We start from the raw sequence: 13,284 nt of genomic DNA on the forward strand, positions 1-13,284 counted from the left end.
GCGGCGTCCGCGCCGGTCGGGAGGGCGCGCCGGGGCTCACCCGGGCGGCGGCGGGGGCTCACCCGGGCGGACCAAAACACGGATGATGTGAAGGAAGCGACGCCAGACCGGTGTTGATGCACCATCGGGTCCTCCGGGTCTCGTAGAGTTTGCCCGTGCCTTCTCTGCGTCAACCCGTGGGACCGCTGCCGGCGTCGATCTACTGGCGGCGGCGGATCGTCGTGCTCGTGGCCCTCGTCGTCGTGTCGGCGTTGGTCTACTGGCTGTTCCCCGGGTCCGGGGGCGACGGGAAGTCCGGCAAGCAGGGCGGCGCCCAGCCCGCCCCGGTGCAGTCGATCACCCCGGGCGCCTCGCCGACCGGCCCGGCCGTGGACAGCCGCCCCGGCGGCTCGAGCTCCGGCGGTTCGGGCTCGGGCGGTTCGGGCGGCTCCACGGGCAGCGGCGGGGTCTCCGGCTCCGGCGGCGGCGAGGTCAGCCTGACCACCGGCGGCACCGGCACGACCGGCGGCGGCAGCGGTGGCGGTACGGGCGGCGCGGCCGGCGGCAGCGCGACCGGCGGCGGAGCCGCGGGCGGCACCGGCGGCCCGGGCAGCCCCCTCCCGGTGAACACCGCCGAGGTGATGGCCCTCCCGGTCTGCGCGGCCGGGCAGCTCTCGCTGGAGCTGGCGGGCAGTCAGGACGCCTACAAGGCCAAGGAGAAGCCCCGCCTCTCCCTCACCGTCCGCAACACCTCCACCGGCGCCTGCCGGGTCAACCTCGGCCGCCTGGCCTCGACCGTCACCGTGACGCTGGCCGAGTCCAACGAGCGGGTCTGGTCCTCCGGCGACTGCCCGACGGACCGTCAGGACACCTGGGTACAGCTCGGCGCGGGCACCGGCCTGACCGAGACCTTCACCTGGGAACGCGGCCGCTCCAAGCCCCAGTGCGCCACCCCGGACGCGACCCCCGCCCCCCTCGGCCGCTACCTGGTCCAGGCCGCGCTCACCGGCCCGGCCGGCGGCCCGGTCTCGGCCCGCGCCCTGATCCGCCTCGACAACTAGTGCCGTGCCCGGCAAACCTTGCCGGGCACGGCACTAGCGGCCATCTCCTCCCCCCGTGGAGCCCCGTCGGGCCCCGGTCCGGCGGGGCTCCACCCGTTCCTCCCGACGGGTTCCGGCCAGAACGGGCCGCCGACGCGCGTCCGGGGCGTCACGTCACCGTGAACGGAGCCCTTCCCGGGTGTGTCCGGCGGCCCGCTCGGTGTGCATTCGCCCGGCTTCGCGCCAACCCCGAACTACGACTCCGTGTCCGGTACATGACGACGAGAAAGCCCCTTCGTCGGCGTACCGCCAAGACCTCAGGCTGGTCCTCACTCACCCCGCTCCACCGACGAGGAGGACCCCTCTCATGGCACAGCACACCCGCCGCCGCGCGGTCGCCGTCCTGGCCGCCGCCGTCGCCACCGCGGCCCTCTCCGGCGCCGTCACCGCCCCCGCCTTCGCGGCCCCCGCCGAGGGCGTGGTGCTCCAGGCCGGCACCCCGTCGGCGATACCCGGCAGCTACCTGGTGACCCTCAAGCCCATCTCCGGCCTCGCCTCCTCCTCGGCCAAGGCCCAGGCCCTGGCCGTCCAGCGCGGCGGCCGGATCACCCAGGTCTGGGACCGGGCGCTGAACGGCTACGCCGTCGAGGGCCTGACGGCCGTTCAGGCCCGCCGCCTGGCCGCCGACCCGTCGGTGGCCGGCGTCGAGCAGAACCAGGTCTTCACCGTCACCGCCACCCAGGCCAGCCCGCCGTCCTGGGGCCTGGACCGGATCGACCAGGCCGCGCTGCCGCTGAACCAGAGCTACACCTACCCGAACGCGGCCGGCGCCGGCGTCACCGCGTACGTGATCGACACCGGCGTCCGGGTCAGCCACACCGACCTCGCCCCGCGCGCAGCCAACGGCTGGGACTTCGTCGACAACGACGCCGTCGCCCAGGACGGCAACGGCCACGGCACCCACGTGGCCGGCACCATCGCGGGCACCAAGTACGGCGTCGCCAAGGCCGCCAAGGTGGTCGGCGTCCGGGTGCTCGACAACAACGGCTCCGGCACCACCGCCGGAGTGGTCTCCGGGGTCAACTGGGTCACCAAGAACGCGGCCAAGCCCGCCGTCGCCAACCTCAGCCTGGGCGGCGGCGTCTCCACCACCCTGGACAACGCGGTGGCCGCCTCGATCGCCTCCGGCGTCACCTACGCGGTGGCCGCCGGCAACTCCAACGCGAACGCCGACAACTACTCCCCCGCCCGCGTCCCGACCGCCCTCACCGTCGGCTCCAGCACCGCCACCGACGCCCGCTCCAGCTTCTCCAACTACGGCAGCCGGGTCGACCTCTTCGCCCCCGGCTCCTCCATCACCTCGTCCTGGGGCACCGGCGACACCGCCACCAACACCATCTCCGGCACCTCGATGGCCACCCCCCACGTGGCCGGCGCGGCCGCCGTCTACCTCTCCACCCACACCACCGCCACCCCGGCCGCGGTCTCCTCGGCCCTGGTCGCGGCGGCGACCCCGAACGTCCTCACCGGCATCGGCACCGGCAGCCCCAACAAGCTGCTCCGCGTCGTGGGCTGACGTCCCCTCACCCGCTGCCCGCCCGGCCCCCTCGGCCGCGGCGGGCGGCGTCGTGCCTAGAGCAGCGCGTCGGCCGCCCGGAACGGGGCGCCGTGGCCCGGGACGATGAGGTCGGCGGCGGCCAGCACGCGTTCGCGGGAGGCCCGCAGCACCGCCTGGTCGGGGGAGACCGGGTCCTCGACCGGGCCGTTGGGCCGCCACCAGAGGTCGCCGACGAAGGCCACCACGCCCTCCGGGGTGCCGGCCAGCAGCGTGATGTCCTCCGGGCTGTGGCCGGGGGTGCGGATCAGCCGCAGGGAGGGGGTGAGCTGGTGGCCCTCGGCGTCCCGGTCGGTCCACTGGTCGGCCCGGTACTCGGCCTTGTGGTCGTGGACGGCGGCCTCGCCGAACAGGCCGACGTTCATGGTGTTGTCCGGGTGGTGGTGGCTCAGCACCACGTCGGTGACCTGATCCGCCGTCAGGCCGAGCTCCGCCAGCGGGCCGAGGATGCGGTCGCGGTGGGCCACCATGCCCGGGTCCACCACCACGTGCCGGCCCCCGTCGGTCACGTACGAGACGGTGGCGGCCACGCCGGGGCCGGTGGAGAGGGTGTAGCCGGTGGTCAGGACGGTGAAGGAGGCGCTGCGGCCCGAAGGTGCGTCAGTGGTCATGCCGTAGAGCCTCACCGACCTGCGGCTTCCCGACGAGTGGCCGTGATGCCACCGATCGCGGGTTTCGTGCCACACTGCCCACGTGTCCGCCCCCGCTCCCTTCCGCTCCATCGCCGCCTACGCCCCGCCCGGGGTCGGACTGCTCGCGGTCGGGGTGATCGCCGAGGTCTTCGCCGAGCGCGGCGGCGGGCTGCCCCGCTTCGACTTCGCCCTCTGCACCGAGCACCCCGGCCCGGTGCCCACCGACGTCGGCGTCCCGGTCCAGGTGGCCCACGGCCTGGACCGGTTGGCCGCCGCCGACCTGGTGCTCTTCCTCCCCTGGTCCGACTTCCGCACCCCGCCGCCGCCCGCCGTGCTGGCCGCCCTCACCGCCGCCCACGCCCGCGGCGCCCTGGTCGGCGCGCACTGCGTGGGCAGCTTCGCGCTGGCCGCCGCCGGACTGCTGGACGGCCGCCGGGCCACCACCCACTGGCGCTTCGCCGAGCTGCTGACCGACCGTCACCCCGAGGTCTCCGTCCAGCCCGAGGCGCTCTACGTGGACGAGGGCAGCATCGTGACCGGCGCGGGCGCGGCGGCCGGCTTCGACCTCTGCCTGCACCTGCTGCGCCGCGAGTACGGCGCGGCCACCGCCAACGCCATCGCCCGCGACCTGGTCCTCCCCCCGCACCGGGCCGGCGGCCAGGCCCAGTACCTCGCCGCCCCCGTCCCCGCCGACACCGAGGACGAACGCCTCGCCGAGGTCCTCGCCTGGGCCCGCGCCCACCTCGACCAGCCGCTCCCCGTCACCGAACTGGCCCGCCGCGCCCTGATGAGCCGCCGCTCCTTCGCCCGCCGCTTCACCGCCGCCACCGGCACCACCCCGCACGCCTGGCTCCTCGAACTCCGCCTCTCCCGCGCCGAGGAGCTCCTGGAGACCATCACCCACCCCGTCGAGGAGATCGCCCACCTGGTCGGCTACCGCAGCGCCGCCGTCCTCCGCGAACAGTTCGTCCGCCGCCGCGGCGTCCCCCCGACGGTCTACCGGCGCACCTTCTCGGCCGGCCCGAAGCTCAGAGGGGGATGATGCGCGTGAGGAGCACGACGCGGCGGTGGGCGTCGATGACGTACTCGACCAGGCCACGCCCGTGCGGGATGGGGAGTCTGCGCCAGTCACCGGCGCCGTCCCGGGCACTACTCGCAGGAAGCCAGGGATCTTCGGCGATCCCGACGGTCAGCGCGACGACGGCACTGAAGAGGTCCACGGGCGGAGCAGGGTCGGAGAGCGCGCGTGGAGGAGACCGACTGGCCCCAGGTCCTGGCCCTCTACGACTGCTGGAGCAGCTCGACCCGGGCCCGAAGGTCAGCCTCGACCGCACCGTGCCCCTCGCCGAGGCCGCCCGCCGCACCACCAGCACCCCGGAGCCGCAGATCGGCAGAGCCCCGCGCCCCAGGGCGACCCCTCCGGGGCACTAACCCGCCGTCGGCCACTTCGCCGTGCGGAGTCGGCGGGGGGCGGCCATCGCGAGCAGGGCCACCGTCAGGGCGCCCGCCACGCCGCCGAGGACCGTACGGGCGGCGAAGTGGTCCAGCAGGGCTCCGCCCAGGAACATGCCCAGCGGGACGCCGAGCATCAGGACCGTCATCGAGGCCGCGATCACCCGGCCCCGCAGTTCGTCGGCCACCCGCTGGAAGACCAGCAGGTCGAGCATCACCCGCAGGGCCGGCACGCCCAGGGCGAGCACCACCAGCGCCGCGAACAGGGCCGCCGGGGAGGAGGTGAGGTACGGGACCAGGAGCACCGGGACCATGCCCCCGGTCACCAGCAGCGCCAGCACGCCCGGCCCGAACCACCGGTGCAGGGGCCGGACCAGCAGTGCGCCGAGCAGGCCGCCGACCGCCTCGCCCGCCAGCACCAGGCCGGTGCCGGTGGTGCTCACGCCGTGGTCCCGCAGCAGGACCATGACCGGCAGCAGGCTGGTCGAACCGGCCAGGTTGATCAGGGCGATCACGGCGAGCACCGAGCACATCAGCCGGTTCCGTCCGAGCTCGCGCAGGCCGTCCAGCATGCTGCCGCCGCCCGCTGATCCGCCGTCACCCGCCGGGCGGCCGTCGAAGCGGACCAGGCAGGCGGTGGCCAGGGCGTAGAGCGAGCCGACCGCCACGGCCAGGAACGGGACGGCCCGGCCGAGGCCGAGCAGCAGGCCGCCCAGCGGCGGGCCGAGCAGCGAGGCGCCGTTGACCCGGATCTCGTCCTGGGTGAGCGCCTGGCGCAGCTGGCTCGGCGGCACCACCGAGCGGACCGCGAGCATCCGGACCGGCCCGGCGTAGGCGATGGTGGCGCCGAGCACGGCGGCCACCGCCAGGACGTGCGGGACGGTGAGCCGGTCGAGCCAGAGGGCGGCCGGGACGCTGAGGGTGGCGAGCACCCGGACGGCGTCACTGACGATCAGGATCACCCGGCGGTCCTGACGGTCCGCCAGGGCGCCGCCGTGCAGGCCGAGCAGGAGCGAGACGGTGAACTGGACCGCGCCGAAGGCCCCGGCCAGCGTCGGGGAGCCGGTCATCGCGAGCAGCAGCAGCGGGTAGGCGGTGTCGGCGACCATCGTGCCGAGCATGGAGGCGGCGGCGCCACTCCAGAGCGCCTGGAAGCGCCAGTTGCGGCGTAGCGGCACCAGCTCCGGTTCGGCCTCCGGCTCGGTCTCCAGGTACGTACTGGTCATGCGCCCACCCCGTTCACAGATCAGCGCACGGTCACTCCCTTGCAACCATTCACGCTTGAGTGAACGATTGCAGAGACGTGACCGTTTGCACAAGGGTTGATGCCCGTGGGTTAATGACCGCATGGTGGAGCAACTGACGGAGCGTGAGGTCGACGACGTGGCGACCCTCAAGGCGCTCGCCGACCCGGTCCGGATCGCGATCATGAACGCGCTCTACCGGCGCGAGCCGCAGGAACTGACGGTCAAGGAGATCGCCGCCGCACTGGACGAGCCGCCCACCAAGCTCTACCGGCACGTCAAGCAGCTGGAGCAGGTCGGCCTGATCCTGGTGGCCGGCACCCGGCTGGTCTCGGGCATCACCGAGAGCCGCTACCTGCTCGGGCAGAAGTCGCTGCGGATCTCCCCGTCCGTGTTCACCGGGGGATCGGCCGAGCGGCCGGAGGCGCTACGGGCGCTGCTCGCCACGGTCGACTCGGTCCGGGACGAGTACCAGGCGCTCTACCAGGCCGGGCGGCTCGGGATGCCCGCCGAGACCCCGGGGCAGGTCACCCACCCGGGGCTGTTCAGCCACCTCAGTCTGCGGGTGCGCCCGGAACGCGCGCTGGTGCTGCGGGACCGGCTGCGGGCGGCCGTCGACGAGGTCCTCGCCGAGGGCAACAGCAGTGACCCGGACGCGGTGGAGATCACCCTGCTGGGCCTGTTCTACGCCGTCAAGCCCGACCCCGCGCCCGAGGACTGACCACCGGTCAGACGTAGCGCTCCAGGATGGACGATTCTGCGAGCCGGGAGAGCCCCTCGCGGACCGAGCGGGCCCGGGTCTCGCCGACGCCCTCGACGGTCTGCAGGTCGTCGATGGAGGCGGCCAGCAGCTTCTGCAGGCCGCCGAAGTGCTCGACCAGCCGCTCGATCACCGTGTTCGGCAGACGCGGCACCTTGGCGAGGAGGCGGTAGCCGCGCGGCGAGACTGCCGAGTCCAGCGACTCGGGGGTGCCGGGGTAGCCGAAGGCCTTGGCCACCGTCTGGAGGTCGAGCAGCTCCGCGTGGGTGAGCGCCTCCAGGTCGGACAGCACGTCGGTGACGGTCTTGCCGCGCTTGGCGGCCCGCTCCGGGAAGTAGTCCCGGGCGACCAGCTCGCGCTCGGGCTCGACGCCCGCGATCAGCTCGTCCAGCTGGAGCGAGAGCAGGCGGCCGTCGGTGCCGAGCTCCAGCACGTAGCCGGCGATCTCGGCGGCGATCAGGCGGACCATCTCCAGCCGCTGGGCCACCGCGGTGACGTCCCGGACGGTGACCAGGTCCTCGATCTCCAGGGCGGAGAGGGTGCCGGCCACCTCGTCCAGGCGGAGCTTGTAGCGCTCCAGGGTGGCCAGCGCCTGGTTCGCCCGGGAGAGCACGGTGGTGGAGTCCTCCAGCACCCGGCGGGTGCCGTTGACGTACATCGCGATCAGGCGCATCGAGTGCGAGACCGCGACCACCGGGTACCCGGTCTGCCGGTTCACCCGCTCGGCGGTGCGGTGCCGAGTGCCGGTCTCGTCGGTGGGGATGGTGGAGTCCGGCATCAGGTGCACGCCGGCCCGGAGGATCTTGGTGATGTCCTTGTCCAGCACCACCGCTCCGTCGAGCTTGCACAGCTCGCGCAGCCGGGTGGCGGTGAACTCCACGTCCAGCACGAACCCGCCGGTGGAGATGGCGTCGACGGTCTTGTCGAAGCCCAGCACGATCAGCCCGCCGGTGTTGGCCCGGAGCACCCGCTCCAGCCCGTCCCGGAGTCCCGTGCCCGGGGCGATGGCACTGAGGGAGGCCCGCAGCAGGGCCTCCTCGCGGGAGGACTTGTCCGCCCGGTCGCTGGCTGCCACGTGACTCCTCCGGTAGACCCGGACCGCTCGGCTTGGTGCCCGGCGGTCTTGTCTCTCGTTATTGCATTACTGCATTGATGCTTCTGCCGATTAAACAGGGGAAAGTCTAACGGCGTGCGGCAATAACGGGGCCAGGGTCAGATGAGTTCGTCGGAGTCGACCGGCTCCCACCCCTCCATCAGCTCCTCCGGATAGGCCGCGACCGGGGCCTGGCGGGCGCTCTGACGGGTGGTCTGGCGCGCGGCCGGGGCGGCGGCGGCCCCGTTGGCGGCCCCGGCGGCGTCCGATTTCGGCTTGGCCGCGGCGCGGCGGCGGCCCGGGATGGCCCGCAGCGCCTCGCCGATGTCGGAGACCTCGACCACCTTCATGCCCGGCGGCACCTTGCCCGGGTCCGGCGGCACGAGGGCGTGGGTGAAGCCCAGCCGGTGCGCCTCGGCGAGCCGCCGCTGAACGCCCGTCACCCGCCGCACCTCGCCCGCCAGGCCGACCTCGCCGATCGCCACCAGGTTGTTCGGCAGCGGGGTGTCGGTGGAGGAGGAGGCCACCGCGAGGGCGATCGCCAGGTCGGCCGAGGGCTCGGTGAGCTTCACCCCGCCGACGGTGGCGGTGTAGATGTCCTGCTTGCCGAGCTTCACCCCGCCGTGCCGCTCCACCACCGCCAGGATCATCGCGATCCGGGGCGACTCCAGACCGGAGGTGGTCCGGCGCGGGGAGGGGATCTGCGAGTCCACCATCAGCGCCTGGACCTCGGCCACCAGCGGGCGCTTGCCCTCCAGGGTGACCGTCAGACAGGTGCCGGCGACGGGCTTGTCACGGCGCGTCAGGAACAGCCCGGACGGGTCGGCCAGGCCGACGATGCCCTCGTCGTGCAGCTCGAAGCAGCCGACCTCGTCGGTGGCGCCGTAGCGGTTCTTGACGCCGCGGATCAGGCGCAGCCGGGCGTGCCTGTCCCCCTCGAAGCTCAGCACCACGTCCACCAGGTGCTCCAGCAGGCGCGGCCCGGCGATCTGGCCGTCCTTGGTGACGTGGCCGACCAGCAGGGTGGCCATGCCGCGCTCCTTGGAGACCCGGATCAGCGCGGCCGCCACCTCGCGGACCTGGGCCGGGCCGCCGGGCGCGCCGTCCAGCTCGGCGGAGGCGATGGTCTGCACCGAGTCCAGCACCAGCAGCCCGGGGTTGACGGTGTCGATGTGGCCGAGCACGGCGCCGAGGTCGGACTCGGCGGCCAGGTAGAGGTGGTCGGAGAGCGCGTTGATCCGGTCCGCGCGCAGGCGGACCTGGCCGGCCGACTCCTCGCCGGTGACGTAGAGCGTGCGGTGCTGCGCGGTGGCCGCCTTGGCCGCCACGTCCAGCAGCAGGGTGGACTTGCCGACGCCGGGCTCACCGGCCATCAGCACCACCGCGCCCGGCACCAGGCCGCCGCCGAGCACCCTGTCCAGCTCCGGGACGCCGGTGGAGCGGGCCGTCGCCACCTGCCCGTCGATCTGGCCGATCGGCATGGCCGGCGAACTGACCGGCCCGGCCGCGGTGGTGCGGATCGGCACCGCGCCGTACTCCTCGACCGTGCCCCAGGCGTTGCACTCCGGGCAGCGGCCGACCCACTTGGGCACCACGTTCCCGCACTCGGTGCAGCGGTAGGCCGGGCGCGGCTTGGCGGTGGTCTTGGTACGGGCAGCCATGGCCCACACCGTAACGGCTGCCACCGACAACCAGGGGGCGCGCGGCAGATTACGGGGGTGCGCGAAGGTGACGGTGCGGCTGGTGTTGTTACCCGAAAGAAGTACAAGGGGCCCGATTCCGCCCCGGCGCACGGGCCGGTGCCTAGCGTCGGAAGGGTGTCGACCTCCCCCACGCCCCAGGCCGCCGGCACCGGATCGACGGCCGCAGCCTACGAGCAGTACGCCGACGGGCTGTTCACCTACTGCCTCTCGGTGCTCTGCGACCACCACGCCGCCGTGGCCGCCGTCCGCGAGGTGCGCGACCTGGCGCTGCGCCACGACGCCCGGCTGGGCGCACCCGAGCTGCGCCGGGCCTGGCTGTACTCGCTGGCCCGGCACTGCTGCCTGCGTCGGCTGGCCGAGGGCCCGGGTGGCCCCGGCGAGGGCCCGGGCCGGGGCGCACCGCCCGCCGGGCGCGCCCCGGTCAGCCGGGAGCACCGCCGTGAGCTGGCCTCGCTGGCCTGGCCGGAGGGCGCCGGGACGTCCCCGGAGCAGCGCGAGGCGCTGGAGCTGGCGGTCCGTCACCGGCTGGCCCCGGCCGAGGTGGCCGCCGTGCTCGGGCTCCCGGCGGCGGAGGCGGACGGGCTGCTGGCCGCCGCCGAGGCCGAGGTCTGGCGGACCAGGGTGGCGCTGCTGGTGCTCGGTGTGGGCAGCTGCCCGGTGCTGGCCGAGCTGGGCGGGGCCGGGGCGGAGCACTGGCGGGAGTGGGTGCTCGGCCCGGCGCTGCGCCGGGAGCTGGTGCGGCACGTGGTCGAGTGCCCGACCTGCCGGGGCACCGCCGAGCGGGTCTCCGGCGAGCTGGACTCCGGGCTGGCCGCGCTGCCCGGGCTGCCGCTGCTGCGCGCGCCCGGGGTGCTGCGGGAACGGCTGGTGACGCGCCGTCAGGCCGGGCCGGAGGAGGAGACGCTCCGCTTCGACCGGCAGGGCTTCCCCCGGCACCGGGCGCCGCGCCGGCTGCGCGGCCCCGCGGTCCGTCAGCGGGTGATCACCACCGGCGTGCTGGCCGCCGTGCTGACCGCGCCCGTGGTGGCCCTCTGGGGCGCGCACCGGGGTTCGGACGACGGCTCCGGTACGGCCAGCTCGGTCTCCTCGGTCCGGGTGGAGACCCCGGCGCCCAGCTCGGCCCCGCACGCCCCCCAGCCGGCGGTGGACCGGGGCGCGGCCCCCGAGCCCGGCCTGGCGCTGGCCGGAGCGGTGACGGGGGCCGCGAACGGGGGCGCGGACGGTGCGTTGCCCGCAGGCGCAGAAACGTTGCTCCCCTCGGTGCTGGGCCCCGCCGTCCCGGTGCCCTCGCGGAACGCGGTGCGGCTGGACCACACCACGCCCCGGCTGGAGACACCCTCCCCCGCCGCCCCGGCAGCACCCCAGGGCGGTGGCCAACTGACCGTCGAAGCGCAGGAGTTCGGCGAGCGCACGGTGATCACCCTGGTCAACTCCGGCTCCACCACCCTGCACTGGCACGCCGAGAGCGACGCCCCGTGGCTGCGGCTCAGCCGGGACTCCGGCACCCTGGAGCCCTCCCAGCGGATCACCCTCACCGTGACGGTCGATCAGGACCTCGCCCCGCAGCACCCCTGGCGGGCCCGGATCGCCCTGCTCCCCTCCCAAGCCGTCGTCACCCTGGAAGGCGGCCCGTCCGACCGTGGCGTACCGACCCAGCCCACCTCCCCCGCCCCCTCGTCCTCCCCGGCCCCGACGCCTTCCCCGACACCCTCCCCGGCACCGGAGCCCAGCCGGTCCCCCACCGCCGAGCCGACTCCGACGCCCACCCCGACCCCCACACCGACGCCGACGCCGTCCGGCTCTCCATCCGCCGACCCGAGCCCCGCACCCTCCCCGTCCGGCACCCCGTCGCCGTCGGTGAGCCCGAGCCCGTCCTGACGGGTCGGCAGGCCCCTCAGGCGGTCAGGCCCGCGAGTGCGTCCCCCGCGTAGGCGGCGCCGAGGACCACCGGCACCACGGTGGCGATCGCCGCCCGGTGGGCCGAGGTCCAGGCCTTCCACTCCCCGAGCGTGGCGGCGGTCCGCGTCGCGCCGCCCGACAGGTGGACGGCGAGCGGCAGCAGGGTGCCGAGCGAACCGGTCAGGACCAGCACCGCCACCGCCGCCGCCCGGCCACCGGGGCCCGCGCCGGTGGCGGCGACGGAGACCGCGGCGCCGGCCGTCAGCGCCAGGTTCACCGGGTCGGCCACCACCCGGGCGGCCGCCCGGGCCGCCGCCCGGCCGGGGGTGAGCAGGTCCACCTCGCGCATCCAGCGGGGCGGGCGGGTCACGTGGCCCTGGCGCGGGCGGCTCCGCCACCGCCCGAGGCCGAGCAGCAGCAGGGCCAGCCCGGCCGTGAGCTTCACCCACCAGGCCCGGTCACCGCCGAGCCCCCAGGCGGACGCGGCGGTCACCGCCGCGGTGGTGACGGCGGCCAGCGCCAGCACCCAACCGGCCGCGAACGCCGCGCCGTTGGACCGCCCCCTCGGGGTGGCCAGCACCAGCACCACCGCGATCAGCGGCACCGGGCCGAAGGCGATGCCGACGGCCGAAGCCAGCACCGCCCCGATGGCCTCGCCCACGGGCGCTCCTCCCGACGGCCCGTCAGCCCGACGACCGGCCGGACAGGGCGGTGGCGGTGGCTGCGGCAGGGGCGGTGGCGATGGCGGACGGGCGGCCCTCGCGGAGGCCGGCGAGCATCTCCTCGCGGAGCTCGACCGGGAGCACGGCGGGCTCGAAGTCCCCTCCCCCGATGCCGAGTTCGGCCAGCCGTCGGCGCAGGTCACGCTCGGCCGGGCGGGCCGACGGGTCGGCCGGGAGCGGGAGGAAGCCGAGCAGGAAGTCCAGCAGCACGAAGTAGTCCGGGCCGGTCAGCACTTCGTCCCGCCAGACCGGCCAGACCGGCTCCGGCGCGGGGGCCGGCGGCTCGCCGTGGTGGGCGCTGAGCGGCAGCAGGAGCACCCCGCCCCCGCAGGGTGCCTCGGCCCGGACGGTGACCCGGACCAGCCGCCCCTCGGCGCGCAGCACCCCCTCGTACGGCTCGTCCCCGTACGCGGCACTCTCGGCGAACACCGGCGCCCCGCCGTACGGTGCCGCGGCGATCAGGTAGCGGACGGGCCGGGCGCCGCAGATGAGGGTGCCGATCAGCGAGGAGTCCAGCTCCTGCACGGTGGCCGAGACCCCGGGGCCGGCCGCCGGGAGCTCCAGGACCCAGGGCTCGGTCCGCAGGTCGAGCCAGGCCCGGGCGTACGGGCCCTCCGCCGTCCGGTGGCGCCCGAACCGGCCGAAGCCGCCGGCGTGGCCCGGGTCGGCCTCGTCCACCGCCTCCGGGTAGAGCAGGCGGTAGCCCTCCAGCAGGGGACGCCCCCAGCTCCAGGCCTCCGCCGCCGTCCGTCGGACCGTCCCGGGGTCCACCAGTGCCGGATTGCCCATGCCGCCGCGCTCCCCGTTTTCGGACATACCATCACGAACCATACGGATCGGATGCTATGCGCCCGGCCCGGCCCGGACACGCGTGACGCACCGGACGACGGCGGTCACCCCGCCGGGCCGCACCCTCAGAAGGAGCGCCTGGTCACCAGCTCGGCCAGGGCCAGCAGGTCGTCGGCGGCCGACGGGTCCGGCACGGCGTCGGCCAGGTGGCCGATGGCGGCGGCCATCCGCTCGCAGGACTCGCCCTGGGCCCAGGCCCGGCCGCCCGCCCGGTCCACCGCCTCGGCGGCCTCCAGCAGCTCCTCCTCCGTCAACGCGCGCTCCACCGCGTAGAGTTCGGCCAGCCGGGCGCCCGC

The 13,284-nt window shown here is 75.2% G+C and carries 12 protein-coding genes and 1 pseudogene; 5 read left to right on the top strand and 8 right to left on the bottom strand.

Annotated features, from left to right (window positions below; genetic code table 11):
* Nucleotides 1-155: 155 nt before the first annotated feature.
* Together ACZ6ZR_RS33460 and ACZ6ZR_RS33465 are read left to right on the top strand one after the other, a co-directional pair.
* On the top strand, nt 156-1,040 hold the full coding sequence (locus ACZ6ZR_RS33460) for a hypothetical protein (protein ID WP_465648888.1): 885 nt from the start codon (nt 156-158) through the stop codon (nt 1,038-1,040).
* Between the two features lie 346 nt (nt 1,041-1,386).
* Entirely contained in the window at nt 1,387-2,595 is a 1,209-nt protein-coding gene (locus ACZ6ZR_RS33465; protein ID WP_465648890.1) for a S8 family peptidase, read from the top strand.
* Between the two features lie 56 nt (nt 2,596-2,651).
* On the opposite strand, the gene ACZ6ZR_RS33470 is transcribed toward ACZ6ZR_RS33465, so the two are convergent.
* Nucleotides 2,652-3,245: an MBL fold metallo-hydrolase gene (locus tag ACZ6ZR_RS33470; protein ID WP_465648892.1), complete on the bottom strand. Its 594-nt coding sequence runs from the start codon at nt 3,243-3,245 to the stop codon at nt 2,652-2,654.
* Between the two features lie 82 nt (nt 3,246-3,327).
* On the opposite strand from ACZ6ZR_RS33470, the gene ACZ6ZR_RS33475 reads away from it, so the two are divergent.
* Nucleotides 3,328-4,308, top strand: a complete 981-nt coding sequence (locus ACZ6ZR_RS33475; RefSeq protein ID WP_465648893.1) for a GlxA family transcriptional regulator — start codon at nt 3,328-3,330, stop codon at nt 4,306-4,308.
* Here the strand turns inward: ACZ6ZR_RS33475 and ACZ6ZR_RS33480 are convergent.
* Nucleotides 4,295-4,486, bottom strand: a complete 192-nt coding sequence (locus ACZ6ZR_RS33480; protein ID WP_465648895.1) for a hypothetical protein — start codon at nt 4,484-4,486, stop codon at nt 4,295-4,297. The two genes, ACZ6ZR_RS33475 and ACZ6ZR_RS33480, sit on opposite strands and share 14 nt — an antisense overlap.
* A 207-nt stretch (nt 4,487-4,693) precedes the next feature.
* Entirely contained in the window at nt 4,694-5,944 is a 1,251-nt protein-coding gene (locus tag ACZ6ZR_RS33485; protein WP_465648897.1) for an MFS transporter, read from the bottom strand.
* A 121-nt stretch (nt 5,945-6,065) separates the two neighbouring features.
* Between ACZ6ZR_RS33485 and ACZ6ZR_RS33490 the strand changes: the two genes are divergently transcribed.
* The gene (locus ACZ6ZR_RS33490) at nt 6,066-6,683 is read left to right on the top strand and encodes a helix-turn-helix domain-containing protein (protein WP_465648899.1); all 618 of its coding nucleotides are present in this window, start codon (nt 6,066-6,068) and stop codon (nt 6,681-6,683) included.
* 7 nt (nt 6,684-6,690) lie between these two features.
* On the opposite strand, the gene disA is transcribed toward ACZ6ZR_RS33490, so the two are convergent.
* Both disA and radA read right to left on the bottom strand, forming a co-directional pair.
* Nucleotides 6,691-7,797 (bottom strand): DNA integrity scanning diadenylate cyclase DisA, encoded by a 1,107-nt coding sequence (gene disA, locus ACZ6ZR_RS33495; protein WP_465648901.1) that lies wholly within the window; start codon nt 7,795-7,797, stop codon nt 6,691-6,693.
* A gap of 137 nt (nt 7,798-7,934) precedes the next feature.
* Nucleotides 7,935-9,476 (bottom strand): DNA repair protein RadA, encoded by a 1,542-nt coding sequence (gene radA, locus ACZ6ZR_RS33500; RefSeq protein WP_465648903.1) that lies wholly within the window; start codon nt 9,474-9,476, stop codon nt 7,935-7,937.
* Nucleotides 9,477-9,632: 156 nt separating this feature from the next.
* Here radA and ACZ6ZR_RS33505 point away from each other — a divergent pair, with 156 nt between their 5' ends.
* The gene (locus tag ACZ6ZR_RS33505; RefSeq protein ID WP_465648905.1) at nt 9,633-11,396 is read left to right on the top strand and encodes a BACON domain-containing protein; all 1,764 of its coding nucleotides are present in this window, start codon (nt 9,633-9,635) and stop codon (nt 11,394-11,396) included.
* Between the two features lie 16 nt (nt 11,397-11,412).
* Here ACZ6ZR_RS33505 and ACZ6ZR_RS33510 read toward each other — a convergent pair whose 3' ends face one another.
* The 3 genes and pseudogenes from ACZ6ZR_RS33510 to ACZ6ZR_RS33520 all read right to left on the bottom strand — a co-directional run.
* Nucleotides 11,413-12,078 (bottom strand): GAP family protein, encoded by a 666-nt coding sequence (locus tag ACZ6ZR_RS33510; RefSeq protein ID WP_465648907.1) that lies wholly within the window; start codon nt 12,076-12,078, stop codon nt 11,413-11,415.
* Between the two features lie 22 nt (nt 12,079-12,100).
* Nucleotides 12,101-12,955 (bottom strand): DUF1254 domain-containing protein, encoded by an 855-nt coding sequence (locus ACZ6ZR_RS33515; RefSeq protein WP_465648909.1) that lies wholly within the window; start codon nt 12,953-12,955, stop codon nt 12,101-12,103.
* 98 nt (nt 12,956-13,053) lie between these two features.
* Nucleotides 13,054-13,284 (bottom strand): annotated as a pseudogene (locus ACZ6ZR_RS33520) (polyprenyl synthetase family protein); the annotation flags it as partial.

It is taken from the genome of Kitasatospora sp. NPDC088742, from assembly GCF_055584905.1.